Origin of the sequence: Cytobacillus spartinae, assembly GCF_042865285.1 — a bacterium.
Lineage (GTDB): Bacteria > Bacillota > Bacilli > Bacillales > Cytobacillaceae > Robertmurraya_A > Robertmurraya_A spartinae.
The window spans coordinates 72,664-98,696 of record NZ_JBIACK010000002.1 but is presented as its reverse complement, the minus strand read 5'-3'; the positions used below and the strand labels follow the sequence as shown (position 1 = coordinate 98,696).

General features: G+C 36.3%; 27 protein-coding genes. 9 read left to right on the top strand and 18 right to left on the bottom strand.

Annotated elements, in window-relative coordinates; all coding sequences use genetic code 11:
• Positions 1–8: 8 nt before the first annotated feature.
• From ACFYKX_RS06490 to ACFYKX_RS06470, 5 genes are all read right to left on the bottom strand, one after another.
• Entirely contained in the window at positions 9–1,451 is a 1,443-nt protein-coding gene (locus ACFYKX_RS06490; protein WP_389359256.1) for a glycoside hydrolase family 1 protein, read from the bottom strand.
• A gap of 108 nt (positions 1,452–1,559) precedes the next feature.
• On the bottom strand, positions 1,560–2,888 hold the full coding sequence (locus ACFYKX_RS06485; RefSeq protein WP_389359254.1) for a 6-phospho-beta-glucosidase: 1,329 nt from the start codon (positions 2,886–2,888) through the stop codon (positions 1,560–1,562).
• A 133-nt stretch (positions 2,889–3,021) separates the two neighbouring features.
• Complete coding sequence (locus ACFYKX_RS06480; protein WP_389359252.1) at positions 3,022–3,351, bottom strand: PTS lactose/cellobiose transporter subunit IIA; 330 nt, start codon at positions 3,349–3,351, stop codon at positions 3,022–3,024.
• 136 nt (positions 3,352–3,487) lie between these two features.
• Positions 3,488–4,822 carry a PTS cellobiose transporter subunit IIC gene (gene celB, locus ACFYKX_RS06475; protein WP_389359250.1) on the bottom strand — a complete coding sequence of 445 codons (1,335 nt, stop codon included), beginning with the start codon at positions 4,820–4,822 and terminating at the stop codon, positions 3,488–3,490.
• Positions 4,823–4,840: 18 nt separating this feature from the next.
• On the bottom strand, positions 4,841–5,149 hold the full coding sequence (locus ACFYKX_RS06470) for a PTS sugar transporter subunit IIB (protein WP_389359248.1): 309 nt from the start codon (positions 5,147–5,149) through the stop codon (positions 4,841–4,843).
• Positions 5,150–5,619: 470 nt separating this feature from the next.
• Here ACFYKX_RS06470 and ACFYKX_RS06465 point away from each other — a divergent pair, with 470 nt between their 5' ends.
• Positions 5,620–6,678 (top strand): lactonase family protein, encoded by a 1,059-nt coding sequence (locus ACFYKX_RS06465; RefSeq protein WP_389359247.1) that lies wholly within the window; start codon positions 5,620–5,622, stop codon positions 6,676–6,678.
• A gap of 41 nt (positions 6,679–6,719) precedes the next feature.
• On the opposite strand, the gene ACFYKX_RS06460 is transcribed toward ACFYKX_RS06465, so the two are convergent.
• The 6 genes from ACFYKX_RS06460 to ACFYKX_RS06435 form a co-directional block, all read right to left on the bottom strand.
• Positions 6,720–8,051 (bottom strand): 6-phospho-beta-glucosidase, encoded by a 1,332-nt coding sequence (locus tag ACFYKX_RS06460; RefSeq protein ID WP_389359245.1) that lies wholly within the window; start codon positions 8,049–8,051, stop codon positions 6,720–6,722.
• Positions 8,052–8,720: 669 nt separating this feature from the next.
• Positions 8,721–9,032: a PTS lactose/cellobiose transporter subunit IIA gene (locus ACFYKX_RS06455; RefSeq protein WP_389359819.1), complete on the bottom strand. Its 312-nt coding sequence runs from the start codon at positions 9,030–9,032 to the stop codon at positions 8,721–8,723.
• A gap of 10 nt (positions 9,033–9,042) precedes the next feature.
• Positions 9,043–9,801, bottom strand: coding sequence for a chitin disaccharide deacetylase (gene chbG, locus ACFYKX_RS06450; RefSeq protein ID WP_389359243.1), 759 nt, complete (start codon positions 9,799–9,801; stop codon positions 9,043–9,045).
• A gap of 9 nt (positions 9,802–9,810) precedes the next feature.
• Positions 9,811–11,160: a PTS cellobiose transporter subunit IIC gene (celB, locus tag ACFYKX_RS06445; protein WP_389359241.1), complete on the bottom strand. Its 1,350-nt coding sequence runs from the start codon at positions 11,158–11,160 to the stop codon at positions 9,811–9,813.
• A 14-nt stretch (positions 11,161–11,174) separates the two neighbouring features.
• Complete coding sequence (locus ACFYKX_RS06440; RefSeq protein ID WP_389359240.1) at positions 11,175–11,480, bottom strand: PTS sugar transporter subunit IIB; 306 nt, start codon at positions 11,478–11,480, stop codon at positions 11,175–11,177.
• Between the two features lie 214 nt (positions 11,481–11,694).
• Positions 11,695–13,626 (bottom strand): BglG family transcription antiterminator, encoded by a 1,932-nt coding sequence (locus ACFYKX_RS06435; protein ID WP_389359817.1) that lies wholly within the window; start codon positions 13,624–13,626, stop codon positions 11,695–11,697.
• 410 nt (positions 13,627–14,036) lie between these two features.
• Here ACFYKX_RS06435 and ACFYKX_RS06430 point away from each other — a divergent pair, with 410 nt between their 5' ends.
• Positions 14,037–15,212 carry a M20 family metallopeptidase gene (locus tag ACFYKX_RS06430; RefSeq protein WP_389359238.1) on the top strand — a complete coding sequence of 392 codons (1,176 nt, stop codon included), beginning with the start codon at positions 14,037–14,039 and terminating at the stop codon, positions 15,210–15,212.
• Positions 15,213–15,231: 19 nt separating this feature from the next.
• On the opposite strand, the gene ACFYKX_RS06425 is transcribed toward ACFYKX_RS06430, so the two are convergent.
• The 3 genes from ACFYKX_RS06425 to ACFYKX_RS06415 all read right to left on the bottom strand — a co-directional run bounded on the left by ACFYKX_RS06425 (position 15,232) and on the right by ACFYKX_RS06415 (position 19,130).
• Positions 15,232–15,957: an EcsC family protein gene (locus ACFYKX_RS06425; protein WP_389359236.1), complete on the bottom strand. Its 726-nt coding sequence runs from the start codon at positions 15,955–15,957 to the stop codon at positions 15,232–15,234.
• 1,219 nt (positions 15,958–17,176) lie between these two features.
• Entirely contained in the window at positions 17,177–18,397 is a 1,221-nt protein-coding gene (locus ACFYKX_RS06420; protein ID WP_389359234.1) for an ABC transporter permease, read from the bottom strand.
• On the bottom strand, positions 18,390–19,130 hold the full coding sequence (locus ACFYKX_RS06415) for an ABC transporter ATP-binding protein (RefSeq protein ID WP_389359232.1): 741 nt from the start codon (positions 19,128–19,130) through the stop codon (positions 18,390–18,392). The genes ACFYKX_RS06420 and ACFYKX_RS06415 overlap by 8 nt, the downstream gene beginning before the upstream one ends.
• Positions 19,131–19,793: 663 nt before the next feature.
• On the opposite strand from ACFYKX_RS06415, the gene ACFYKX_RS06410 reads away from it, so the two are divergent.
• From ACFYKX_RS06410 to ACFYKX_RS06400, 3 genes are all read left to right on the top strand, one after another.
• Positions 19,794–20,216, top strand: a complete 423-nt coding sequence (locus tag ACFYKX_RS06410; protein WP_389359230.1) for an HIT family protein — start codon at positions 19,794–19,796, stop codon at positions 20,214–20,216.
• Positions 20,217–20,391: 175 nt separating this feature from the next.
• On the top strand, positions 20,392–21,471 hold the full coding sequence (gene serC / locus ACFYKX_RS06405) for a 3-phosphoserine/phosphohydroxythreonine transaminase (RefSeq protein WP_389359229.1): 1,080 nt from the start codon (positions 20,392–20,394) through the stop codon (positions 21,469–21,471).
• A gap of 324 nt (positions 21,472–21,795) precedes the next feature.
• Positions 21,796–22,317, top strand: coding sequence for a tryptophan transporter (locus ACFYKX_RS06400; RefSeq protein ID WP_389359227.1), 522 nt, complete (start codon positions 21,796–21,798; stop codon positions 22,315–22,317).
• Positions 22,318–22,361: 44 nt separating this feature from the next.
• On the opposite strand, the gene ACFYKX_RS06395 is transcribed toward ACFYKX_RS06400, so the two are convergent.
• Positions 22,362–22,553 (bottom strand): hypothetical protein, encoded by a 192-nt coding sequence (locus ACFYKX_RS06395; RefSeq protein ID WP_389359225.1) that lies wholly within the window; start codon positions 22,551–22,553, stop codon positions 22,362–22,364.
• A 168-nt stretch (positions 22,554–22,721) separates the two neighbouring features.
• Between ACFYKX_RS06395 and ACFYKX_RS06390 the strand changes: the two genes are divergently transcribed.
• Both ACFYKX_RS06390 and ACFYKX_RS06385 read left to right on the top strand, forming a co-directional pair.
• A complete protein-coding gene (locus ACFYKX_RS06390) occupies positions 22,722–23,084 on the top strand; it encodes a YtxH domain-containing protein (protein ID WP_389359223.1) in 363 nt (120 codons plus the stop codon).
• A 279-nt stretch (positions 23,085–23,363) separates the two neighbouring features.
• Positions 23,364–23,936: an HTH-type transcriptional regulator Hpr gene (locus ACFYKX_RS06385; protein WP_389359221.1), complete on the top strand. Its 573-nt coding sequence runs from the start codon at positions 23,364–23,366 to the stop codon at positions 23,934–23,936.
• Here ACFYKX_RS06385 and ACFYKX_RS06380 read toward each other — a convergent pair.
• On the bottom strand, positions 23,933–24,274 hold the full coding sequence (locus ACFYKX_RS06380) for a DUF1878 family protein (RefSeq protein ID WP_389359219.1): 342 nt from the start codon (positions 24,272–24,274) through the stop codon (positions 23,933–23,935). The two genes, ACFYKX_RS06385 and ACFYKX_RS06380, sit on opposite strands and share 4 nt — an antisense overlap.
• Positions 24,275–24,526: 252 nt before the next feature.
• On the opposite strand from ACFYKX_RS06380, the gene ACFYKX_RS06375 reads away from it, so the two are divergent.
• Positions 24,527–25,069: a DUF3267 domain-containing protein gene (locus tag ACFYKX_RS06375; RefSeq protein WP_389359217.1), complete on the top strand. Its 543-nt coding sequence runs from the start codon at positions 24,527–24,529 to the stop codon at positions 25,067–25,069.
• Positions 25,070–25,200: 131 nt separating this feature from the next.
• Positions 25,201–25,380, top strand: a complete 180-nt coding sequence (locus ACFYKX_RS06370) for a hypothetical protein (protein ID WP_389359815.1) — start codon at positions 25,201–25,203, stop codon at positions 25,378–25,380.
• A gap of 57 nt (positions 25,381–25,437) precedes the next feature.
• Here ACFYKX_RS06370 and ACFYKX_RS06365 read toward each other — a convergent pair whose 3' ends face one another.
• Together ACFYKX_RS06365 and ACFYKX_RS06360 are read right to left on the bottom strand one after the other, a co-directional pair.
• Positions 25,438–25,521: a YjcZ family sporulation protein gene (locus ACFYKX_RS06365; protein WP_060670486.1), complete on the bottom strand. Its 84-nt coding sequence runs from the start codon at positions 25,519–25,521 to the stop codon at positions 25,438–25,440.
• Between the two features lie 89 nt (positions 25,522–25,610).
• Entirely contained in the window at positions 25,611–25,691 is an 81-nt protein-coding gene (locus ACFYKX_RS06360; protein ID WP_389359812.1) for a YjcZ family sporulation protein, read from the bottom strand.
• Positions 25,692–26,033: the final 342 nt, after the last annotated feature.

Sequence of the window (26,033 nt, the reverse complement as noted above, 5' to 3'; positions counted from 1 at the left end):
GAAAGGTTTTACTTAGTAAGATTTTGTCCATTAGTGTCAATGACTTCTTTATACCAATGGAAGCTTTTCTTTTTAATTCTACGCAGATCATGGTCTCCTTCTTCATGTTGGTTCACATAGACAAAGCCATAACGTTTTTGGAACCCATTTAACCAGCTAAGTAAATCCGTAAATGACCATACGCAATATCCAATCATGTCAACCCCATCAGTAATAGCTTCTTGAACGGCAACTAGATGTGAGTTAATGTAGTCTATACGATAGTCATCATTAATTTCTCCGTTTTCTTCCACTTTATCGTATTCACCTAACCCATTCTCACTAATCAAGATAGGTAGTCCATAACGGTTTGTAATACGACGAAGCCCGATACGTAGACCTGTTGGGTCAATATTCCAATCCCAGTTTGTTCTTTCAAGATTTTCATTTTTAACCGTTTTAAATACACCAGGTATTCCTGTATCTTGTGAAGTACCTTTTTTACCAGTCGTATTAAATGTTCCCTCTGAAACACCATCTAATGGGTTTTTCTCAAATGTTGTTGTTTGGTAATAGTTAACTCCCATAAAGTCCGGTGTGCCTTCTTTAAGTAATTCAAGATCCCCCTCTTCAACTTGAGGAGCTAGACCTTGACTTTCTAAGTAGTTCCAAGTCGCTTTTGGATACGTTCCCCAAGCATAGATATCCATCCACCAATGATTATTAAGTTCTTCAGCATTTTCAGCAGCCAAAATATCTTCTGGCTTAGAGGTAGCCGCGTATGCTGGAGAATATGCAAAACTAGGTCCAATTTTTCCATCTGGTACATATTTACGGAATTCTTTAATGACGCTAGCATTTGCTAAGTTGGCATGATGGTTTACTTGATAGAATAGTTTGTTGTCCTTCACACCTGGTGGGTGCATAGCCGTTCTATATCCAAGCATCGTAAAAATATTTTGCTCATTTAAGCTAACCCAATATTTCACGCGATCTCCGTAACGCTTATATAGCGTAACTGCATAATTCGTAAAATCCTCTACAATTTTTCTAGATTCCCATCCACCATATTCATCTTGTAATGCTTGAGGTAAATCCCAGTGATAGATGGTTAAAATCGGTTCAATTTTATGCTTTAAAAGTTCATTAATTAGGTTATCGTAGAACTCTAATCCTTTTTCGTTAAGTTCTCCTTTTCCTGTTGGATAAATACGTGACCATGCTACAGAGAATCGGTACGTTTTCATCCCCATATCAGCCATTAATTGAACGTCTTCTTTATAACGATGGTAATGGTCAACTGCTACATCACCAGTAGTACCTTTAAACGTTTTACCAGGTATACGGACAAATTGATCCCAGTTAGAAGGACCTTTTCCATCCACGTCCCAAGCACCCTCTACTTGATAGGCTGCAGATGCTGCACCCCACAAGAAATTTTGTGGAAATGGTTTAAGTTCTTTATGTAACATTTCATTCACTCCTATACATACTTTGATAACACTTTCACAAACTATACAATGAATTTGGTTCTGGTGTTAAACACCAGAACCCTTATATTTTTTAACTAATAAACTTAATTATGCTTCAACCTTTGAAAAAAACTGAGGTAAATGTTCCTTGTGTGCTTCCATCATTTCATCAATGATTTCTTTGGCAATCTTATCAGATGGAGTTAACGGGTTGATGGTCAAAGCAAGTAATGCTGTGTTGTAATCTCCTGTCACAGCTGCTTCAGCACCGATTCTTTCAAATGACTTAATTTGCTGAACTAATCCACGAACAGCTACTGGAAGATCTCCAACTGAAATAGGTTTTGGACCATCTTTTGTAATGACACAGCTTACTTCAACTGCAGAATCGTAAGGAATGCTTGCAATTGCACCACGGTTCATCGTGTTTACTGGTTGAATATCACGCTTATCATTATAGATAGATGTGATTAAACGAACGGCTGCATCAGAATAATATGCACCACCACGCTTCTCCAATTGAGGTGGTTTGATGTTTAAGTTCGGATCTTTGTATAATTCAAATAGCTCAGTTTCTAATTTTTGAACTACTTCAGCACGAGTTCCTTCATTTTCTGCATTTACTAAATCTTTCTCAATCATTTCTCTCGTTTTGTAGTAATAGTTATGGTACGGACAAGTAAGTACATTCAATGCTTTAATAAAACCTGGTTCCCAGCCTAAACCTTGAATATTTTTAACAAAGCTAGAGTTATTAGGATCAGTTAATAGATCTATTACTTTGTCTTTTACGCTCACTCCATCTACATACACATCTAAGCCATAAACCATGTGGTTTAATCCAGCGAAGTCAATGTGGATTCTAGAGTGGTCAACGTCTAATAATTTGGCAACGCCCATTTCAATTCCGATTGGAACATTACATAATCCAACCACTTTTTTAATGTTTGAGTAGCGAAGAACTGCTTCTGTAACCATACCAGCAGGGTTCGTAAAGTTAATTAACCATGCATCCGGACATAACTCTTCCATATCACGGCAAATATCTAAAATGACAGGGATTGTACGTAAGCCTTTGAATAATCCACCAGGTCCGTTTGTTTCTTGACCAAGTACACCATATTTCAGTGGGATTCTTTCATCTTTTGCACGAGCTTCTAGCAACCCAACACGGAATTGTGTTGTTACAAAATCCGCGTCCTTTAAAGCTGCTCTACGATCTAGAGTTAAATGAACATTGATTGGAAGTCCTGCCTTCTCCACCATACGCTTAGCTAAGTTACCAACGATTTCTAGTTTCTCTTTACCTGCTTCTATATCAACTAACCATAGTTCACTTACCGGAAACTCGTCGTATCTCTTAATGAAACCTTCTACCAATTCTGGAGTATAACTTGAGCCACCACCAATGGTAGCGATTTTAATTCCTTTTTTCATGATATTCCCTCCAAATCCATTTTCTAATCCTTTTAAAAATGAGAACGAAAGATAAACTATAACAGTGATAAATAGTTTAAAAAACCTTATCAGAAAGTTCTAGTATCTGTTCGTTCTCGAGTGATTTATGAAATTAGCTTGAAACTTTCTCTAACTTAATTGTTTCGTATAAATCAACGAACTCATTTGCTAGATCTTTAATTGTGATTGCATTCATTAAATGGTCCTGAGCGTGTACCATTAATAGAGAAACTTCTGTTTTCTCTCCTCTTACTTCACCTTGTATTAAGTTCGTTTGAAATTTATGTGCTTCGTTTAAAGCTTCAGCAGCTTCTTGGATTTTAGCACGTGCTCCTTCAAAATCACCTTGTTTTGCAGCCATGATTGCTTCCATCGCTGAGCTCTTTCCGTTTCCACCATGTAAGATGATTTGAAAAATGATACCTTCTAAGTTGTTTTCCATGACTATTTCCTCCTCTACCATTACCCATTTTCTCTTTAAATCATATTCAGCGTAGCTTATAGACATTTATCTTTTAACGATTATCCCCACTAACTTATCGTTAAGTGGGGACAATTTGATGTTGTTTTATTAGATATTAAACTGCAGTTTTTTCTGAAGTTGTTGACAATCCATCTTCTTCTTTCTTCTTCATAACATCCCACATTTTGAAGAATGGGAAGTAGATCATGAAAGCAATGGCAATGTTGACAGCTTGCATAATAGCACCAGTGATGCTGTTAGTTGCTAAGAATCCTCCGATAAGTGGTGGAGTTGTCCATGGAATCGCAACACCGATTGGTTTTGCTACAAGGCCAGTGCTCATTGCGAAATAAGTTACGATAATTAACACAACTGGAGTCAAGAAGAACGGGATGATTAGTAATGGGTTCATTACGATTGGTACCCCGAAAATAACTGGTTCGTTGATCATAAATGTACCTGGTCCAATTGCTAGTCTACCAAGTTGCTTATTTTGTTGAGATTTTGCGAATAATAGCATGATTAATACTAAACCGAAAGTTGCACCAGTACCACCGATGTTGATGAATACTTCAAAGAATTGAGCAGTTAAGATATTTGGTAACTCTTCACCTGCACGGAAAGCTAATTGGTTTTCTTCAGTTGCCATTAACCAAACAGGGTTTAATACCCCACCTACGATGTTTGTACCGTGAAGACCAGCTGACCATAAAAGCATAATTAACATATATGCAGCGATTGATCCGATTAAGCTTCCACCTAATACTCCAAGTGGTCCACCTAAAACTAATTGAACTACATCATGAATGCTTGCGATACCGAAGTATTCGATTACTAGACGGATAACCCAAACAATTAGAACTACTACAAAACCTGGGATAAGTGCTACGAAAGATTTACTTACTGCTGGCGGAACTCCGTCAGGCATTTTAATAACGATATTTTTCTTAAGGATAAAACGGTAAACTTCTGTAGAGAATAAACCGATAAGAATTGCTACGAATAGACCTTTACTTCCCATTAACGCTACTGGGATTGCTCCACCTACAGCTACTGCATCAGTTGCTCCTTCTGGAGTAAAAGGGACGTTAAACGGTGTTGCTAGTAAGAACGCACAGAGAGAGATAACACCGGCAGTTACAGCGTCGATATTATAACTTTCTGCTAACCGGTATGCTATACCGAATGCTGCGATAAGACCCATCATATTGAACGTTGCGTCCGTAGGATACATAAGCTTAGCTAACCACTGATCACCAAACGTGCTTGCCATAAATTCATTGTATCCAGGGATTGGAATGAAACCTAAGATTAAGAAGAACGAACCGATAATAATCATTGGCATCGCTAGGATAATACCGTCTTTTAGAGCACCAAGGTGTTTTTGAGCGGCTAATTTACCTGCGAACGGCATAAATTTCTCTTCAAGAAACTTTAAAAATCCATTCATTTTTTGTCACTCCTTCTATTAGCTATTAATTAAGTTTAGAGCTGTTTTTAATACTTCTGGACCATTACACATTCCGTAATGAACTGGATTGATTGCATCAACTGGGATTCCTTTTTCTTCACCTAATTTTTTCATCTGTGGTAATAGGTAACGAACTTGAGGTCCTAGTAATAGTACATCTGCGTTATTAATGTGACTCTTTACTGCATCCGCGCTTTCTGCCCAGATTTTACACTCGATACCTTGTTCTTTTGCTGCTGCTTCCATCTTAGTAACTAGTAAACTAGTAGACATACCTGCTGCACAACATAATAGGATATTTTTCATTTTTGAGTACTCCTCCTAAGAATTTTATAAGAATAAATTGAATTAAGTTATTATTGCTGTACCAAGAAGACTTTCATTTTGTAACTTCTTGTTTTTCGCTCTCTTCTTGATGTCTTTATTGTAGGTTAAAAACGTTTTCATTTAAATCTAGCTTTTTTCCGTTACACAACGGAAATGATTAAGCGCTTTCATAAATGCAACGGAAATGATATTCATAGAAATTAAAATAGTAATAGAATTGCACAGTAGCTGAAGAAAAAGGCTTTCTATCATTCATGCTTTCCTATTTAAAAATTGATTTCCTTTGAATCCCATTTACAATGTTTTATAACTTTCAAATAGGAAATCAATAACTGAATCTCTAGAATATCTTTTCCTTTATGAACAAAAATATAAGTAGACCTAATTATCGAACTTCTAAAACAAATCATGTTATAATCTAATTCATTAAATTCAGGAGGTAGAATCGTATGTCAAATAACAAGAAATTCTTAGGATATGTTGGTACATATACAAAAGGCGAAAGTAAAGGAATTTACTCTTTCTCTTTAGATACGGATTCTGAAACGATAACAAACGTTAAAGTTGCTGCAGAACTAGATAATCCTACATATTTGGCCGTAAGCCAAGATAATCAATTTGTTTATTCAGTGATAAAAGAGGGGGATTTAGGAGGAGTTGCATCCTACTCCGTAAATAATCAAACTGGTGAACTTACTGCACTAAATAGTCAATTAGCTGAAGGTGCGCCTCCGTGTCATGTAAGTGTAGGCAGAGGTAATCATAATGTGTTTACATCTAATTACCATAAAGGATCTGTGGAATCTTTTCTAATTAACAAAGATGGGTCATTAAATCCCGTTTCTTCTACTGTAAAACATGAAGGTTCCGGACCAGATCCTAGACAAGAAAAGCCGCATACACACTATGCAGCTTTTACACCTGATGAAAAATATGTGACAGCAGTTGAACTTGGAGCAGATAAGTTATTTACGTATACAGTAAATGCAAACGGAGAATTACATGAGGTAAACCGTTTAGATTTTAAACCAGGAAGTGGTCCTAGACATCTCGTTTTCCATCCTAACAATCTGTTTGCTTATATCATGACTGAATTTAGTTCAGAAGTAGTTTTGTTGCGCTATAACAGTGATAATGGAAGCTTCGAGATATTGCAAACCATTTCTACCATTCCATCAGATTTCTCAGAAAATAATCAAGGAAGCGCTATCCATATTTCTTCTGACGGGAAATTTATTTATGCGGGTAATAGAGGTCACAACAGTATCACGGTATTTAATGTTCATCAAGAATCTGGAGAGTTGACATTTATTGAGCATACTTCAACAGAAGGTAACTGGCCTCGTGATTTTGCTCTAGATCCTTCAGAAAATTACTTGGTTGCTTCTAATCAAGAATCAAGTAATCTTGTCTTGTTCAAAAGGGATACATCCAGCGGAAAACTGTCTCTTTTACAATCTGACATCACCGTTCCTGATCCAGTTTGTGTGAAGTTTCTGAATGTATAACCATAAGAAAACCAGGTTGCATTGCAGCCTGGTTTTTCTTATTAAACCTTAATGGAATTTGCAAATTGAGGAAGATGGTCCTTATGTGCCTCTAGCATCTCATCTAGAATTTGTTTTGCAATTTTATCAGAAGGAACTAATGGATTGATAACCATTGCTAAAAGAGCAGTATTGTAGTCACCTGTTACAGCTGCCTCAGCAGCAATCCGTTCAAAGGACTTTATTTCCTGGACAAGCCCTCTTACGGCAACAGGAAGGTCTCCTACCGCAATTGGTTTTGGTCCTTCTTTCGTAATGACACAGTTTATTTCAATAGCTGAATCATCTGGAATACTTGCTATTGCACCATTGTTTCTCGTATTTACGGTTTGAATGTCTTGCTTATCATTGTAAATAGAGCTTATAAGACTACAAGCAGCATCACTATAATATGCTCCACCACGTTTTTCTAATTGAGGTGGCTTAATATTTAGGTTTGGATCCTTATACAATTCGAATAATTCTTTTTCCACTTGCTTCACAACTTGAGCACGTGTACCTACTGTTTTTGAAGCTTCTAGTTCTTCTTCCAACATTCTACTTGTTTGATAATAATAGCGGTGATATGGACAAGGAATCACTTTCAATCCTTTGATGAAATCAGGTTCCCAACCAAGATCTACGATATTCTTCATAGTAACACCTGACTCATTGTTACTAGTTAATTTATCAATTAAATCTTCTAATATGCTCTCCCCATCTAGGAAAACATCTAGTCCATAAACCATATGATTTAAACCAGCAAAATCTATTTGAATTCGATTAGCCTCAACCCCTAATACCTTTGCAATACCCATTCTTATACCAACTGGTACATTGCATAACCCAACAACTTTATTGATATTCGTGTATCTCAACACAGCCTCTGTTACCATTCCTGCTGGATTCGTAAAATTAACCAACCAAGCATTAGGACACAGTTCTTCCATGTCTTTGCATATATCTAAAATAACGGGAATTGTCCGCAACCCTTTGAATAACCCGCCAGGTCCATTTGTTTCTTGACCGATAACCCCATATTTAAGGGGAATGCTTTCATCTTTAGCCCGAGCATCTAGTAGACCAACTCTGAATTGAGTGGTTACAAAATCAGCGTCTTTTAAAGCTTCACGCCTGTCTAGGGTTAAATGAACATCGATTGGAAGGCCTGATTTTTCTACCATTCTTTTAGCTAAGGTACCTACAATGTTGAGTTTCTCCTCACCTTCTGGTATATCAACAAGCCATAATTCTTTTATAGGTAACTCATGGTATCTTTTTATGAAACCTTCTACCAATTCTGGGGTATAGCTAGAGCCTCCACCAATGGTTACGATCTTAACACCCTTTGTCATGTCTACACCTCCAAGGTATTTATAGAGAGTTTCTACTCTTACAATGTCTTTTTGCCGAATCATTTACTAATCTTAAGTAAACTATCTCGGTGGCATTGTCTAGTTTGATACCCTGAGTGTGGAAATTGATTCGCCTCTCTCTCAGGTATCAAAACTCTCTTATGACACCTTCATTCTCCGGTTTATCATTTTTGAAGGTGTCGGAACTCTCCTATCACACCCTCATTCTTCCGCTTTTCATTTTTGAAGGTGTCGGAACTCTCCTATCACACCTTCATTCTTCCGTTTTTCATTTTTGAAGGTGTCGGAACTCTCCTATCACACCTTCATTCTTCCGTTTTTCATTTTTGAAGGTGTCGGAACTCTCCTATCACACCTTCATTCTTCCGTTTTTCATTTTTGAAGGTGTCGGAACTCTCCTATCACACCTTCATTCTTCCGTTTTTCATTTTTGAAGGTGTCGGAACTCTCCTATCACACCCTCATTCTTCCGCTTTTCATTTTTGAAGGTGTCGGAACTCTCCTATCACACCTTCATTCTTCCGTTTTTCATTTTTGAAGGTGTATAAGCTCATATTTAACTCCTATATCACCACGGGCCATCCAGTTCAAGTTTCAGTACTCATGGTTAACGCATTCATTTTCAGTTCCTAAATCACCAAGTTGCAACTAACCTATCTTCTCATGTAAATGAACAATTTCAGTAGCCAAATCTTTCATCGTTATGGCATTCATTAAGTGATCTTGTGCATGAATCATCAAGAGAGAAATCTCACTTTTTTCCCCTCTTACTTCCCCTTGGATCAGAGAAGTTTGAATATGATGCGCTTGTGCCAATTCCTCACTAGCTTCTGTTAACTTCTCTTTAGCCTCACTAAACTTCCCTTGTTTAGCTGCTGCTATTGCCTCCATGCTTGCACTTCTTCCATTTCCTCCATGAAGGATAATTTGGAAGATGACTTCTTCTTGATTAGACATAATTATCTCTCCTTTAAACAAGAGATTGATGGGAGACCTCTTTATAAGTAGCTAGATCAATTTTTTTATTTACGATTGCTTCTTTAACCTCTTCACTTGTTAGGATTGTTAACTCTCTAACTCTTTGAAGAGCGTAAGAACTGCCTCTTAAAATTGACTCATCAATAAAAGCAGGGTGAGTCATGACCTCTGAAATCTCATATGAAAGTGTTTTATTTATAATCTCGATAAAAAGCTCGGTTGTTAAGTCATCACCGAAGAATTCATGATTAAAATAGTTAACCATTTTTAGGTTCGAATTACTTGAATGACCTTGCTCGGCTGATACCTTACGAACAGGTAGATTATACTTTTGAGCAAGCTTTTCAACAATCGGATAAATCTTCTTATGTCCATGTAAATGATGATGGCTATCAAGATGTGTTGGCACTAATCCAAGAGAGAGGAACTTCTCAATTTGACATGTGTATTCTTTTTCGATATCAGATAGTTCAGCATATTTCTCTAGGCCATCTATCTTGTGAAAGTCACCATTTTCATTTATTAAAGACGGAACCGAATCACTTACCGGGCGTCCACAGTCTAATACAAGGTGAACTCCCACACCAAGATCTGGATTTTCTAATGCTAGAGCTGCTGCATGAGCAGCTCCCGGCATGTTTGTCATCATCGTTGCAGATGTAACAACTCCATTTTTATATGCTTCAATGATTCCAAGATTAACTCCTTTTGAGTATCCAAAGTCGTCTGCATTAATGATTAATTTAGTCATTGTTCTCTCCTAAGCTTTTAAATTATTATCAGATGTGCTTGAGGAAATTGTTCCTTGTTCCTCCGCAAGCTTTTGACGATCCCATATCTTAAAGAATGGATAGTAAATCGCGAACACTACGACAAAGTTAACTAATTGTAATACCGCACCTGAAATTTTCCCACCAGCAGCTAAATATCCTCCAATAATCGGTGGCATAGTCCATGGAACCGCAATCCCTGCTGGTCTAGCAACCAATCCAGTTGACATGGCAACATAGGTGATAATAACTGTTACAAGCGGAGCTAATACAAACGGAACAATCATCAGAGGGTTCATAACAATCGGCATACCGAATGTGATTGGTTCATTGATATTAAATAAACCAGGAGCTATAGCTAACCGCCCAAGCTGTTTCATCTGCTGACTTCGCGCCCAGAACAACATAGCAATTACAAGTCCTAACGTTGCTCCACTTCCACCAATGTAGATAAAGATATCAAAGAATTGGGCTGTGAAAATATTTGGTAAATCTGATGCGCCCTCTTGGAAAGCAATACGGTTTTCATCCATTGATGCTAACCAGATCGGACCCATTACTCCCCCTACAATAGAGGCTCCATGTAACCCACAAGACCAAAGCAACTGTACTAAGAAAACAGCTAACAGACTTCCAATTAAACTTCCACCTAATACACCAAGTGGCTTTCCTAAAATTACTCCAACAATGTTGTGTAAGCTTGCAAAATCGGTTTGCTCGACAATCAGACGTAATAACCATATAATACCAATAACAAAAAATCCAGGAATAAGTGCTACGAAGGATTTACTTACAGCCGGCGGAACACCGTCAGGCATCTTAATAACAATTTTCTTTTGAATAATGAAACGATAAATTTCTGTTGAAAGCATAGCGATTAACATGGCTACGAATAGCCCTTTACTTCCCATTAGGGCTGAAGGAATTGCTCCCCCAACGATCATTGCCTCTGTTGCACCTTCAGGGGTGAAAGAAATTTCATAAGGAGTAGCCAATAGGAATGCTGCCACTGAGATTGCACCTGCCGAGAGAGCATCTACATCATATTTTTCGGCGAGTCTGTAAGCGATTCCAAAAGCGGCTATTAGTGCCATAATATCAAAGGTTGCTCCAACTGGATATAATAGTTTCGTTAGCCATGCATCTCCAAAAGTTGAAGCCATAAATTCTGTGTAACCTGGGATTGGAAGAAAACCTAAAATTAAAAATAAGGACCCGACAATAATTAATGGCATTGTTAAAATTAATCCGTCACGCAATGCTTGAAGGTGACGTTGTGCAGCAATTTTCCCCGCAACAGGCATGACCTTATTCTCTAATATATCATTCACTTTACTCATAATTGATCACTCCCCTATTTAGTGACTAACTGAAAAGCAAACTTTAAAACCTCTGCTCCGTTACAAGTACCATAGTGAACAGTATTAATAACATCAACAGGAATGCCCTTCTCTTCACCAACCTTTTTTAACTGTGGCAGCATGTAACGTACTTGCGGTCCAATTAATAACACATCAGCTTGGTCAATATGATTTTTTACTGCATCACCCGATACTGCCCAGATTTTACATTCCTTCCCTTGCTCTGCTGCCGCCTTTTCCATTTTCGTTACCAAAAGACTTGTAGACATACCAGCTGCACAACATAATAAAATATTCATGCACTTCCCCCTTGTAATGAATTTTATCAATGCCAGTTTTTGTTTCTAGTTGTAATTTCATCCTATTTTGTAAACGCTTACATTAACACATAATTTTTTTCCGTTGCCTAAAGGAAATAGTTGTTTAAATACTCTAAATCTTCAAATAATTATATCAATAAAAAAATCCCCTGGGTTTCCATAGGGATTTTAAATGTAAGATTGTTCTATTGTCCTATTGTAAAAAAATATTAATAAATTGTTTATAATTCGTACATTTTAAGAGCTGCTGTACAATTTTTTCGTTATCTATCACTTTAATCAGTAAATCGTACATCTTCTTTAAGTCAGTTTCGTTTTCTTTTTGCACACATAGTAAACAAACAAATTGAACACGTTTCCCACCCCATTCAATCGGCTTCTGAAGCGTACAAACAGTCCAGAACGTTGAATCTGTTTTTGGCATGATTGGGTGAGGAATTGCAACTAGATTCCCAAAAGCAGTCGAAGAAATTTTTTCTCTTTCCATAACCAAATGGAAAAATGTATCATCTACTAGCCCTTTTGATTCTAATTTTCCACATAGAAACTGAATTACTTCTTCCCTCGTTTCAAATTTCTCCTGTAGAAAAACCAAGTCCTCTTTTGTATATTCTAGCGAATACTCTTTTTCTTCTCTAAGTGCCATCTCAATTTTTTCAAAATCATTGCCACCAAGTATCGTATTTACTTCAATGATAGGAATGGGAACTGGAGTAGAAATTGGTATAGTACTAACTATGAAATCTAGTTTATGAAATGGAACTTCATGAAGTTTATAATATTCAGTCGTTCCTAGAATTTCTAGTTGGTTGCGAAATTTAGATTGAAGTTTAATCGTTAGGAGCCTTGCACTTCCTACTCCACTTGCACAAACGATCATGCACTTTTTAGGTTGATGAATCATTTTTTTTCTTTCAATCGCCGTGCCGATATGAAGGGCTATATAGCCAATTTCGCTTTCTTCAATATTAATGCCAAGCTTTCTCTTGAGAACCATCCCTGCAATAATTCCAGCTTCAAAGGCAAGAGGATAATTAGACTTAATTTCTTCAATCATTGGATTTCTTAAGTTCATCCCATATTTATAACGATTGATTGCAGGCTTTAAATGAAGACTTAATGCAATATTTAACTCTTTATCATTTTGTATTCCTAGGTTTAGCTTTTCTTCAATACCTAATAAGATTTCTTTGGTTAAATCATGAATATCGTCATTAATGAGGTATTCTACCTCTATTCCATTTAATCCAGATTCAGCAACCATTTTCGTTCCGAGTAGATGGATTGCTACATATGCAACCTCAGCTTCAGGGAAAACGACATCCAGTTGGACTTCAATTTTTTCAACAATTTTCCTAGCAACTTCAAATTCTTTCTGGTTAATAATATCGCGTAAATCGTCAGGATATAGGGAGACGTAGTTTTGGTTTCTTATTCGTTTACAGGCAATAGCGATGTGGATAATAAGATTATTGAAAGCAACATCTGAAAGAGGAATGTCATGCTCTTGTATTTCTTCTAGAATCACTCTTTTTATCTCTAACAATTCACTATTTGGGAGAATTGATACTCTTTCATTTATCATATCTAACTCAGTCTTTTTCCTATTAAACAAATACTCAGACATACAAAAACGCAGCTTAACTTCCTCGCCCTTTAGTTTGATTCCATAGTTAGGGCGTTTATCTAACACAATTCCGTATTTATTTAAAACTTCCTTTACATCACGTAAATCATTTTGAATGGTTGATTTACTAATAAATAACTCATCTGCCAAATCTTCTAATTTTACATAATTAGGTTCAAGTAATAGGCGCTTAATTAAGTATTGAACCCGCTCCTCTGGCAAATCCGGATGTTCTTCAGAACGAGATATATCATCCTGCGAGATTTCTTGCAGTAATTTACGGAATAACTGGTTATCATTGATGATTAACTCATATCCAGTTCCACGTGTTGATTTAATGGTGCTCCCATATTTCTCAACTAGTGATTCTAATTCTTTAATATCATTTCTGATCGTTCTGGAAGTAACTTGTATAATGTTTGCCAAAAATTCACTCGTAATAGGAGAATCTGCAGCTATGAGTTCTCGTAATATAGATGTTTGTCTATTATTCAACATCATCGATCCCTACTCTTTCTCCAAAATACTTTACTCTAAAAATCTGTTACAAAGAAAAAAATTCTGTACGTGTAACGCTAAAGATAAGCTAGACTATAAGAATTGCCAATCCGCTCCCTTTTATAAAAGAATGGGATTAGCTTCCTTATTAAGAAGCCCTTTTTAAAAAATCGAACTTAACGTTTTTTTGAATATTAACACTACTAAAAAGTGAGGTCAAGAAGTCAATTTAGATTATTGCCTTATTAAGGTAAACAAGTTACAACATTAGAAACAATTGCACTTAATATTTATGTAGTCTATGTTCACTATTTTACTCTTAACTCAAGATAAAATTCAGCTAATCCCCCAAGAAGAATGTTATAATTATTAAATAATAAAAAAATTTTGAACATTAGGGAGAGAATAGAATGTTACAACAGCTTTTTTCTAAACTGGAAAGCCATTTCGACGAGATGGTTGAAATCAGAAGATACCTACACCAACACCCTGAGCTTTCGTTTCAAGAAGTTAATACGGCTAATTATATCCGTTCATACTATGAAAATATCGGTGTAGAAGTTAGAGGAAATGTCGGTGGAAATGGTGTAGTAGCGAAAGTATATGGAAAGAAACCTGGCAAAACGATTGCACTCAGAGCTGACTTTGATGCCCTTCCTATTCAAGATGAAAAGGATGTCCCATATAAATCCCTAACCCCTGGAGTTATGCACGCCTGCGGTCATGACGGCCATACAGCTACATTACTAGTTCTGGCAAAGGTTCTCCATGAAATGAAAGATGACCTTGAAGGTACATATGTTATGATTCACCAACATGCAGAAGAATATGCTCCTGGTGGGGCAATATCTATGATTGAGGATGGTTGCCTAGAAGGGGTTGACGCTATCTTTGGAACTCACTTATGGGCTGGGGAACCTACTGGTAAAATTCAATATCGGAAAGGACCAATTATGGCTGCTGCAGATCGGTTTGAGATCGCGATCCAAGGACAGGGTGGACACGGGGCACAACCCCATAAAACAAAAGATGCCATTGTTACAGCATCACAGCTAGTTGTGAACCTTCAACAGATTGTTAGCAGAAAGGTTAATCCCATTGATTCCGCTGTCGTAACGGTCGGTTCTTTCGTAGCTGATAATGCGTTTAACGTAATTGCGGATAAGGCTAAGTTAATTGGAACTGTTAGAACGTTTAATGAGGAAGTTCGTAGTTTTATAGAAGCTGAGATTGAAAGAGTCGTAAAAGGGACTTGTTATACTTCCGATAGCAGTTATAAATATCAATATGAAAGAGGCTATCCAGCTGTAGTAAACCATGGAGAAGAAACAGAGTTCTTAATTAAATGTGCTAAGGAAATCGAACTTGTTACAACCATTGAAGAAACGGAACCTCAAATGGGTGGCGAAGATTTTGCTTATTATCTACAACATGTAAAGGGGACATTCTTTTTCACTGGGGCAAGGCCAGAAAATGTTCCTGTAGCATATCCTCATCACCATCCAAAATTTGATATTGATGAGAAAGCCTTATTAGTTGCTGCTAAGACGCTTGGTAGTGCAGCCTTACAATATCAAGAATTTTAATCATTCAAACATCCCCAGATCACATAGGTCTTGGGGATGTTTTTAGTATTCTTAAACGATAAACATTCATCGTAGTAGTTCCTAGATGCTCAAGCAAGTTATAATTTGCGTACGCCCCTACAACTGCTCCAATCCCTGGCACAAGCTGAAACATCTTTACTAAATCAATATAATCTCGATACTCCTGCTGGAACTCTCGCCAATCCATATCAATTAGCTCACGTTTCCTATCCTCCCATTGGTCAAGGATTTCAAAGGTATCCCTTCTTTTCTCATCACTTGAAAAAGCAAGTTTAAAAATATGAAGGATGAAAAGTCTTTCTTCGTATTCATTCGGATCAAATCCGTAAACAGCTGCAGCGTCAAATAAAAATTTCATTTTAATTGAAAGCAATAATGGAAAATCTGCCAACCCTAAGAAAATCCCACCTGCCCCAGTTCCAGCACCTTCAATAGCTGCTGTTTTTCGGTAGACAGCCATTTTCTCCATTACCTTTTGGTCTTGCTCTGCCAATGAAGAAAAGGTTTCTTGGCCTCTTTTCATGGTTAAATTAGACCCAACCAATGTTGCTTTTACCATATTCTTAATACTTTCCGTTACAATCTGATGGGCTTTTTCTGGAATTAAGTTATTTATTTTCACCTGTGCTTTTTTTGAGATTCGATTCATTAAACTAGAGCGCTTTAAAAGCTTTCTTTTCCATTCTTCTATTTCATCAAACACTTTTAATTCGTACTCGTTCATCCGTTATCATCCTTAAAAAGTAGTTCTAAAATAGTATACGGGTAAATTATGATTTTAGTTTCATTTAGAATGGTAATAGTTAAGTATTGGTACCTGATTTCTTTATATTAGCGTGCCAGCTGATCTCATAGATGTGTCTTGTGACTAGGGTGTGCTTTTTGTTGTGCCTTTCAGAACTTGGGCTACCTTCTGACTTGGCTGTGCTATTTTTCGTGGCTCCTGTCAGAACTTGGGCTACCTTCTGACTTGGCTGCGCTATTTTTCGTTGCTCCTGTCAGAACCTGAGCTGTCTTCTGACTCGGCAGCGTTATTTTTCATTGCTCCTGTCAGAACTTGTGCAACCTTCTGACTTGGCTGCGCTATTTTTCGTTGCTCCTGTCAGAACTTGAGCTCTCTTCTGACTTGGCTGTGCTATATTTCGTTGCTCCTGTCAGAACCTGGGCTACCTTCTGACTCGGCTGCGCTTTTTTCCGTTGCTCCTGTCAGAACTTGGGCTTCCTTCTGACTCGGCTGCCCTTTTTTCCGTTGCTCCTGTCAGAACTTGGGCTACCTACTGATTCGGCTGCGCTTTTTTCGTTGCTCCTGTCAGTACTTGGGCTTCCTTCTGACTCGGCTGCGTTTTTTTTCGTTCCTCCTGTCAGTACTTGGGCTTCCTTCTGACTCGGCTGCGCCTTTTTTCGTTACTCCTGTCAGAACTTGAGTTGTCTTCTGACTCGGCTGCGCTTTTTTTCGTTGCTCCTGTCAGAACTTGATCTGTCTTCTGACTCGGTTGCGCTTTTTTTCGTTGCTCCTGTCAGAACTCAAGCTTCCTTCTGACTCGGCTGTGCTTTTTTCCGTTGCTCCTGTCAGAACTTGAGCTTCCTTCTGACTCGACTGCGCCTTTTTTCGTTGCTCCTGTCAGAACTTGGGCTTTCTTCTGACTCGGCTGCGCCTTTTTTCGTTGCTCCTGTTAGAACTTGGGCTTCCTTCTGACTAGACTGCGCTTTTTTCCGTTGCTCCTGTCAGAACTTATGCTACCTTCTGACTCGGCTGCGCTTTTTTTCGTTGCTCCTGTCAGAACTTGATCTGTCTTCTGCTCGACTACGCTTTTTTTCGTTGCTCCTGTCAGAACCTACCTTATTTCTTATAAAATCACATAAAAACCCCGCAAATGTTAGTAAAGTTGTTTAACATTTACAGGGCAACTCAACACGCAAGTTTAGATTAGCTTTTAAAAAAATCACTTCAACGGCTCTAATTTTTTCTTACTATATACATTTACAAAGAAATAGTTAAATGCAAATGCTGCAATTAGAGCAATTGCCCCTGTTACCCACTCCCCTTTTGCAAATAGAGGAATGCTTAGGAAAATTCCTTGAATAGCCAACACCCGATTTAACAAGCGTTGAAAAGAACTTTTCTTTTGCTCGTCCTTGATAGGATAAAGATGCACCCAAATCTTGTTTTGATGGTGATTCCATAGTGGCAAAAGTTGAAATCCTGTTAAAAATAAAAACAAAACTACAAACAGAATTTGGCCGTATCCAAACGTAATCAAGTACAGGCCCGCAATCCCAATGACAGTCAGGCGAATAACTAAACCTAAATAATCGCCACCTCTCACAAATGTGTTTACCATTAGATGAAAATAGGCTACGTCTTGTCGATAAGGCAGACTTCTTGCAATCCAATCAAGCCATCTTCTCCGTTTAACACGATCTTTAAGCTTAGGTACATCAGTAAACATATTCGCTAACCGATAAAAGGACATCATTCTTCGTTCTTCTTGATCTATTAGGAATTCCCACTTTAGCCCTTTATGCTTTGTTTGTGCTTGATAAAACAAGAATAGCCCGATTAACAGAAAGAAAACAGGTAGTACAAACAGTATTCCTCCATTGGAAAATAAAAAATATAAAAATACAGCATTTACACAATACCGTACGATGGAATCCACCATATGTACGCGCGTCTCAACGAAATACTGGATTCTCCAACGAATGAGTATATTTAGCAGTTTTACAACACACATGATTATAAGAAACATGAAAAATGGCTTAAAGTCCCCACCATTCACCCTTGCATATAAAGGCATAAAAACTCCTAGCCCGATAATAAGTAAATAGACTTGAACAAAGAAGCTTAAAACCATTGTACGGTTAAAATACTTCTCAAGTCTCGATTCTAGAGGGAGTAAGAAAATTCGGTCAGCCTCCATTAACATGGTGAAAATGGGACTATACGTTAACAAAACCGCTAATAAAGCTGCCATGATTAGCGATGCAGGAAAAAAATCCGGTGAAAGTGTTTTTACCCATTCCTGATAATAATAAGCTGCCGTACCGATTAGAAATACGAGTACAATGACAACATGTCCATTAAATATATAGCGAAAATACTTGCCGAGCTCCTTGGAGGTTTTTCCAAGCCGCTCTCTCCATAGTTTATTTTCCTCAAACATAATCTTCTTCCTTTGTTAGCTGAATGTATAAATCATCAAGGGTTGCATCCGGCATTGAGAACTGTTCTCTTAGTTCTTTTAATGTTCCATATGCACGAATCGTTCCCTCATGTAAAATAACAAATCGATCACAGTACCTTTCAGCCGTTGCTAAAATGTGAGTGGACATTAATATTCCTGCACCATTTTCCTTCATTTTTTTCATTAAATCGAGAAGGGATTGAATCCCTAGTGGATCTAACCCGACAAAAGGTTCATCAACGATATAAAGGGAGGGTTGTACTAAAAAGGCACACATAATCATTACCTTTTGCTTCATCCCCTTTGAAAAATGAGCTGGGAACCAATTTAGCCTTTTACTCATTCGGAATTCCTTTAATAACTGAGCCTTTCTCTCTTCATAAGTTTTCTCATCAATTCCATATGCCATTGCGGATAATCTCAAATGTTCCTCCAATGTTAACTCATCATAAAGAACAGGCGTTTCAGGAACAAAAGTAAATTGTCTTCGATAGGTTTCTTTATCGTTATGTATCGCTTTTCCTTTAATCGTTATTTCTCCACTTTGCGGCTCCATTAATCCGATAATATGCTTAATCGTTGTACTCTTTCCAGCACCATTTAGTCCAATCAGACCGATTATTTCATTTTCTTTCACTTCAAACGATATATCCTTCAAGACGGGATTTCTTGTATATCCACCCGTTAAGTTTTTGATTTCGAGCAAGCTCATCTAAAACTTCCTTCCATAAAATAGTTATTTTTATTTTAACAAATTGTGCTATTAAAAAATAGAATTTACCCTAATCGCTTCAATATGGTCATTTTAAAGCTATAGTTAATACTACTCAACGAATCAAAACTTTATTAAAAAATAATTACATAATGCTTCCCTAAGCGGGCATGATAATTATCGAGGGGGAAGAAAAAGTGATTTAATATCACTAAACTTTGAAACGGGGTGTCTGTCGCAGACAAGTTCCTTTCAATATAAGCTTCCAACGTTCCTATAAGGGGATGGTTCTGTTGCATGTAATTGCAGTTTAACCTAGATCTTAGAACACACATTTCAAATATGAAAATGGGGTGTTGGTTAAAGACTATCACCATGCTTTATACGTTGAGACAACTTATAAAAAGCTAAGGGGATGGTTCGCTTGAACAAAGATCGAAACTCTTCAGATAACAAATCATATTAAAATGAGGTGTTTATCAAAGAGAATTTACCTTAGTAGAAACGTCCAGTAAGAAGCAATTTCCCCTCAACGACGGCAGGATTCCATGCGGATCCTGCCTTCACTTTTTTATAAGCATTTATTCTGTTCATTTTTAATTCTTGAAGTTTATGGTAAAATATTCTGAAATCAATATCTAATTATGGAAGGAGATCTGAACAGTGAGTGATTGCATTTTTTGTAAAATTGTAAATGGTGACATCCCAGCTGCGAAAGTATTTGAGAATGAACATGTAGTTGCTTTTCTTGATATTAGCCAAGTAACAAAAGGACATACTCTTATCATTCCAAAGGTACATAAAGAAAATCTATATGAATTAACTCCTGAGATTGCCAAAAACCTATTTGAGGTTGTTCCACAGATTGCAAACGGCATTAAAGCAGCTTATAAGCCAGTGGGCCTTAACCTCCTAAACAATAATGGTGAAAAAGCAGGACAATCTGTTTTTCACTTCCACCTACACCTCCTACCACGCTATGGTGAAGAAGACGGCTTCGGTGCAGTATGGAAGTCACATCAAAGTGAATACACTCCAGAAGATTTACAAAAAATTGCTCAAGAAATCAACAATCAAATTTCTTAAAAAAATTCGCTTTTCGGGAACTTCCTGAAAAGCTTTTTTAATCATCTAAAAATAAAGTTTTCCAAATGTTCAATTTTCTATTTACAGCTAGGATTTTTTTGGTAGGATAATGATATTAATCTTTACTTAGTTGACGCGTTGATTGAAAAAACAATTGTATGGAGGCTAGAAGATCATGAGTAGAGCGCTAAATTTCAATGCAGGACCTGCTGCACTGCCACAAACTGTTCTAGAAGAAGCTCAAAAGCATCTATTAGACTTTAAAGGAACAGGAATGTCTGTTATGGAACTTAGTCATCGCAGCAAAGTGTATGAAGAAGTTCATAATGGAGCAAAATTAAAACTAAAAAAACTACTTACTATTTCAGATGAATATGAAATTTTATTTATACAAGGTGGAGCTAGCCTGCAGTTCTCAATGATTCCGATGAATCTTTTAATAGACGAATCAGTTGGATCTTATGTATTAACAGGTTCCTGGTCGGAGAAAGCCTTAAAAGAAGCTAAAAAAATCGGTCAAACACAAGTTCTCGCATCTAGTAAAGATCAACAATATAAGGAAATTCCTTCTGCAGATCTTAATAAACTATCTCAAGATTCAGCCTATCTCCATATAACAAGTAATAATACGATTTACGGAACTCAATGGGATACCTTCCCTGAGGTATCAGTTCCTCTAATCGCAGATATGTCTAGTGACATCTTAAGCAAACCTTTAAATGTTGATCAATTCGGGCTAATCTATGCAGGTGCTCAAAAAAATCTTGGTCCTTCTGGGGTAACGGTTGTCATTATTAAAAAGGATCTTTTAAAGCGCTCAAACGATCAATTACCTACGATGATGAATTACCAAACTTATTCGGATCATAATTCTCTCTACAATACGCCTCCAACTTTTGCTATTTACTTACTAGACCTTGTACTAGAGTGGGCTCATTCAGAAGGCGGAGTTGAAGCGCTAGAAGTAAAAAATACTGAAAAAGCAAACGTTCTATATGATGTGATTGATGGAAGTAAAGGTTTCTATAACGGTCATGCACAAAAGGATAGTCGTTCAAAAATGAATGTTACGTTCACATTACCAACTGAAGAGCTTACAAGTTCATTCCTAGCACAAGCTAAGGATTATGGTTTTGTGGGGTTAAATGGCCATCGATCTGTTGGAGGATGCCGAGCATCAATATACAATGCAATGCCGCTTGACCATGTTATACAATTAGCAGAGTTTATGAAGAAATTTAAATCTTTAACTTAATTAATAGCTGTTTTCGCATAGATTGTTTCTATTCGTATATGGTCTCCAACACGGATTCCATGCTGCTTCGTGGCATCTTTTGTTCCCAAAATAAAGAAAACAGCACCATAATCCGTTTAAAAGCAGTTTAAAGTACTTAAATAGCAACAAAGTTTACGAAAAGAGCCCAATTAATAAACCTATAACAACCTTAAATTAACAGAATACTTTAACTTTTATTATAAAAATGAGTATGCTATAATGATAGAAAGTTTTTCGCTGTAGGCAATGAGTGCACTACAGGAGAAGCCTAGATAAGCTAGAATAGCAGAGGAGAGATGAGAAATGAATACGAAGAATCTTGTTGTACTTTCACTTTTAGTAGGGATGGGTGCTGTTTTACATGCGGTGGTTCCGGGAATATTCCTCGGAATGAAACCTGATATGATGTTGACAATGATGTTTTTAGGAATTGTTCTTTTTCCAGATCGAAAAAGTGTTTTACTTTTAGGATTAGTTACAGGACTAATTTCAGGATTAACAACAACTTTCCCAGGTGGTTTACTACCAAACATTATTGACAAACCTATTACTGCATTTGCTTTCTTTGGTTTATTTTTATTACTAAAGAAATTCCAAAAATCAATTGTTAGTGTAGCTGTTTTAACAGCAGTTGGTACCCTTATTTCTGGAGTCGCATTCTTAACATCAGCTTATTTAATCGTTGGTCTACCTGGACCATTTGCAGCATTGTTCGGAGCTGTTGTATTACCAGCAGCTGCGGTAAATACAATCGCAATGATTATTCTATACCCTGTTGCCCTTACCATTGTGAAACGTACTAAGCTTAACACTCAAACAGTGTAGTTAAACTGAAAAAGAACCCTATTTTGGGTTCTTTTTTTATACCTTTACTGAAAGCTACTGAATATCATCCCGATAATTAAAAATAAGGCTCCCCCTCCAGCTAATGCCCCTGCCCTCTTCTTTAATATCTTCTTGGGAGGATAAAAACCCGGTTTTTGTAAAGCCATAATATTATAAAAAGTACCACAAAACAGGACAGCACTTAATACAAAAAAGGCAAAAATGATTCCTGACACTTTACTCACTCCTTTTATAAGAAGGAAACCCCAAAATACGTTATTATATAACTATGCTTGAAACTCTAGGTGTATGAGCAAACCAGTAGGGTCAAAACGTTGAAGGAATTTTACAGCTCGTGTAGAACTTGTTTTAAAAGGGTAATCCAAATATGGAGGTGTTCTAAGTTGAAACTAAGGTCTTTATTCTTAGGATTTGTTGTCGGTGGTGTTGCAGCTGGAATTGCCACTTTATTATCAGCTCCAACATCAGGAAAAGAGGCTAGGAAAAATATAATGGAAAACAGCCTTGAGTGGAAGTCCCAATTGGCTGACTTAAACAGTACTGTACTCCAATTAAAAGAAACGGTGTTATCTGCATCAAAGGAAGGGAAAGAGTCCCTTTTAACATTTGTACAAGATCTAAAATTATTGATATCTGATTGGAAGCAAGACATACAACCACACCAAATTCGTTTAAAAGAAGAGTTAGATTCTATTCAATCTGCCGTCAGTGAACTTGAAACCCAGCTCAAAACAGACACTAAATAACTACACTTGATAAAAAAATTATGCAATAACAAGCTTTCCAGAAAAATCCTTCCCTAAAAAGAAGGATTTTTTTGTATTTAAAAAGAAAACTAATATACTATTAATTTTCTTGTTTTTTTTGCTAGTACACTCTAAATATCATGCTAAAGTCTTATGAAACTTTAATTTTAAAGATAATTTTTTTAATTTCTAAAAATTTAGTAAATTTTTATCTTTATTAATTTTTGTTTTATTGGCATAATGTTAATAGAGAATCAATAAAGTAGGTGAATATTGGGGATGAATGAAAAACATTATTCAATGAAAGAAGCATTGCTTTTTAGCCAAAGGATTGCACAACTGAGTAAAGCTTTATGGAAATCAATCGAGAAAGATTGGCAACAATGGATTAAGCCTTTTGATTTGAATATTAACGAACATCATATCTTATGGATCGCTTACCACTTAAATGGTGCTTCCATTTCAGACGTTGCAAAATTTGGGGTTATGCACGTCTCAACTGCATTCAATTTTTCAAAGAAGTTAGAAGAAAGAGGATTACTGAACTTTTCTAAAAAGGAAAATGACAAAAGGAACACCTACGTTCAATTAACTGAAAAAGGTGAAAGCGTTTTACTAGAATTAATGGAAACTTATGAACCTCATAAAAATGCTGCCTTTTCTGGTGCCATGCCTTTAAAAGAATTGTACGGTAAGTTTCCAGATATCATTGAAATGATGGCCATCATTCGTAACATATACGGAGATGACTTCATGGAGATATTTGAAAGGTCATTTGACAATATTGAGAATGAATTTATTGAGGAAGATGGTAAGCTTCGCAAAAAAGATACTCCTAAAGAAGTGGTCTAATACGATAAATATTTTTTAAACTCAACCATTAGTGGTTCAAACAGTCTTTGATTAAGACATGCAAAGATAACCTCTTCGACAGGAACATTCGGATGTAAATTCCTTCTGAATTCTTCGTAAAGCGGATGAAAGTACACAAAACCTTCCGCTTTCTGTTTTTCAAGTTCTGTGCTCATATGTTCACATAGTTTATGAAATGATTCTACATCCTTTTGATCTAAAGAATATTTAATAACTAACTTAAAAAAATCATGTTGGTTATCTGTCACCATTTTTAGTAAAAGAGATTGATGATATTCAAGCTTTTCGATTTTCTTAAGTAAGATTTCGTAATTCATGTAAAGACCTCTTTTCAGTTCGTCCAAAGTTATTATACATTAATATACTAAACACTTCATAATATATAAATAACGTTTAAACATTTTCGTAAATACGGTGAAAAAATGAATCAAAATTCCCTATTGATTTTTTGTACTTTTCATCGTAAAGTATCTTAGTAAGTTTGATGAAACCTTATATTACTTACTAATTGAGATTACTTATATTAGCATTGCTAATATATCTTCTCTCCATTTTGGAGGCTTTTTACGATGAATTGTTGGAAGACCATTAATATTACAAAACAATATGGTTCTCAGAGAATTTTTATACTCTCTATCATCACAATGTTATTTGCTTTTATTTTGCTATATATTCCATCGTCTTATTTATTTGTAAGTTCATCTTTTAACGATAATTACTTTTTAGTGTTTTGTGCTTTCTTATTTGCTACTTATCCACTCCACAAACTTTGTCATTATGTACCTGTGATTAGTTTGAGAGATAAATTAAAAATTACAACAAGGCTAAAGTTTGGCTTTTATCCGATTATCCATATAAGAGTCACTGAGCCGATTAGTAAACATCTATTTCTAACAGCATTGTTAATGCCATTTGTGGTTATTAATTCAATATTATTGGCTGGATGCTTCTTGCTACCAGATTATGCACATTATTTTACCATTTTACTAGCTTATCACATCGGACTGTGTGTTTCCGATATGATATGTGCAAAAGATATACTTTTTGCGCCAAAACATGCATACATTGAAGAAAATGAAGATGGCTTTGAAATATTAGTATGTAGAAATTGATAAATTAAGGGCATCTAATAAGATGTCCTTTTATATCCTACTTTGTTAAAGGGTTATTACTATCTTTTTTTTGGAAATTTTGTTATTGTAATTTAAGAGAAAAAACGACTATACTTGGGAGGGATTCAATGATGATCTCCATCTTTATTATATTTGCTATTTTCATATTATTTAATATTAATAAAATGACTAATTCTCTTTGCCTCCAAAAAGAAATACCTGAGGAGCGACAGCCAAAGGTATTTAGAACGATAAATATTTTGGTGACAATTCTGCTTATTTCATCTTATGTAGAGATCCTATTTGCTTGATTTTTACATAAACAATGAGGAACATGGGGCTTTCCCCATGTTCCTTTTATTTTTTAATTAAAGCCAAGCTGCTCCAACGATGATCAATAAAATGAACAATACTACGATTAACGCAAAACCGCCACCATATGCGTGACCCATAGTAACACCTCCTTTAATGTGTATACTCTATACTATTCATGCTTTATTCATTTCGAGTAGGCGCGTAACCCACTTTTAGGAAAAATCCCTTAGCAAAATGCTGTACCAACAATAATTAATAGGATGAACAGCACTACAATTAACGCGAAACCTTGATTAAAATGGCTCATCGTTATCCCTCCTATTGGTTCATTAATTCGACCATCCACTCTCTTTGAACTGAGTGAATGCTGCTAAAATCGTTATGAATTTTTTATAACCAACTGAGTTAATTGGTTATTACACTGTTATCCTATGTAGGAGTCCCAGAAATGGGAATAGGTTCCCGCCTATTTTTACAAAATTCCAATTTTTTCTATCAGAATGGATATTATTTTTGTTCTTGTTTAAAGATATGTTATAGTAGTTGATGTGGTTTTAAGTGGGTGACGATCATGTTACTTCCTCCCAAATGTAGTTAGGTTGGATGGGTAGTAAAGGAACTCACAGGCAGAAATTTTTTATTAGGAGAT

Excerpts from the sequence above, each read along its gene's own strand:
- ACFYKX_RS06370 (WP_389359815.1), top strand. The coding sequence starts at position 25,201 with ATGATCTCCATCTTTATTATATTTGCTATTTTCATATTATTTAATATT.
- ACFYKX_RS06375 (WP_389359217.1), top strand. The coding sequence starts at position 24,527 with ATGAATTGTTGGAAGACCATTAATATTACAAAACAATATGGTTCTCAG.
- ACFYKX_RS06360 (WP_389359812.1), bottom strand. The coding sequence starts at position 25,691 with ATGAGCCATTTTAATCAAGGTTTCGCGTTAATTGTAGTGCTGTTCATC.
- ACFYKX_RS06385 (WP_389359221.1), top strand. The coding sequence starts at position 23,364 with ATGAATGAAAAACATTATTCAATGAAAGAAGCATTGCTTTTTAGCCAA.
- ACFYKX_RS06400 (WP_389359227.1), top strand. The coding sequence starts at position 21,796 with ATGAATACGAAGAATCTTGTTGTACTTTCACTTTTAGTAGGGATGGGT.
- ACFYKX_RS06440 (WP_389359240.1), bottom strand. The coding sequence starts at position 11,480 with ATGAATATTTTATTATGTTGTGCAGCTGGTATGTCTACAAGTCTTTTG.
- chbG (WP_389359243.1), bottom strand. The coding sequence starts at position 9,801 with ATGACTAAATTAATCATTAATGCAGACGACTTTGGATACTCAAAAGGA.
- ACFYKX_RS06420 (WP_389359234.1), bottom strand. The coding sequence starts at position 18,397 with ATGTTTGAGGAAAATAAACTATGGAGAGAGCGGCTTGGAAAAACCTCC.
- ACFYKX_RS06415 (WP_389359232.1), bottom strand. The coding sequence starts at position 19,130 with ATGAGCTTGCTCGAAATCAAAAACTTAACGGGTGGATATACAAGAAAT.
- ACFYKX_RS06485 (WP_389359254.1), bottom strand. The coding sequence starts at position 2,888 with ATGAAAAAAGGAATTAAAATCGCTACCATTGGTGGTGGCTCAAGTTAT.
- ACFYKX_RS06470 (WP_389359248.1), bottom strand. The coding sequence starts at position 5,149 with ATGAAAAATATCCTATTATGTTGTGCAGCAGGTATGTCTACTAGTTTA.
- ACFYKX_RS06435 (WP_389359817.1), bottom strand. The coding sequence starts at position 13,626 with ATGTTGAATAATAGACAAACATCTATATTACGAGAACTCATAGCTGCA.
- ACFYKX_RS06460 (WP_389359245.1), bottom strand. The coding sequence starts at position 8,051 with ATGACAAAGGGTGTTAAGATCGTAACCATTGGTGGAGGCTCTAGCTAT.
- serC (WP_389359229.1), top strand. The coding sequence starts at position 20,392 with ATGAGTAGAGCGCTAAATTTCAATGCAGGACCTGCTGCACTGCCACAA.
- ACFYKX_RS06425 (WP_389359236.1), bottom strand. The coding sequence starts at position 15,957 with ATGAACGAGTACGAATTAAAAGTGTTTGATGAAATAGAAGAATGGAAA.
- ACFYKX_RS06380 (WP_389359219.1), bottom strand. The coding sequence starts at position 24,274 with ATGAATTACGAAATCTTACTTAAGAAAATCGAAAAGCTTGAATATCAT.
- ACFYKX_RS06490 (WP_389359256.1), bottom strand. The coding sequence starts at position 1,451 with ATGTTACATAAAGAACTTAAACCATTTCCACAAAATTTCTTGTGGGGT.
- ACFYKX_RS06365 (WP_060670486.1), bottom strand. The coding sequence starts at position 25,521 with ATGGGTCACGCATATGGTGGCGGTTTTGCGTTAATCGTAGTATTGTTC.
- celB (WP_389359250.1), bottom strand. The coding sequence starts at position 4,822 with ATGAATGGATTTTTAAAGTTTCTTGAAGAGAAATTTATGCCGTTCGCA.
- celB (WP_389359241.1), bottom strand. The coding sequence starts at position 11,160 with ATGAGTAAAGTGAATGATATATTAGAGAATAAGGTCATGCCTGTTGCG.
- ACFYKX_RS06430 (WP_389359238.1), top strand. The coding sequence starts at position 14,037 with ATGTTACAACAGCTTTTTTCTAAACTGGAAAGCCATTTCGACGAGATG.
- ACFYKX_RS06480 (WP_389359252.1), bottom strand. The coding sequence starts at position 3,351 with ATGGAAAACAACTTAGAAGGTATCATTTTTCAAATCATCTTACATGGT.
- ACFYKX_RS06465 (WP_389359247.1), top strand. The coding sequence starts at position 5,620 with ATGTCAAATAACAAGAAATTCTTAGGATATGTTGGTACATATACAAAA.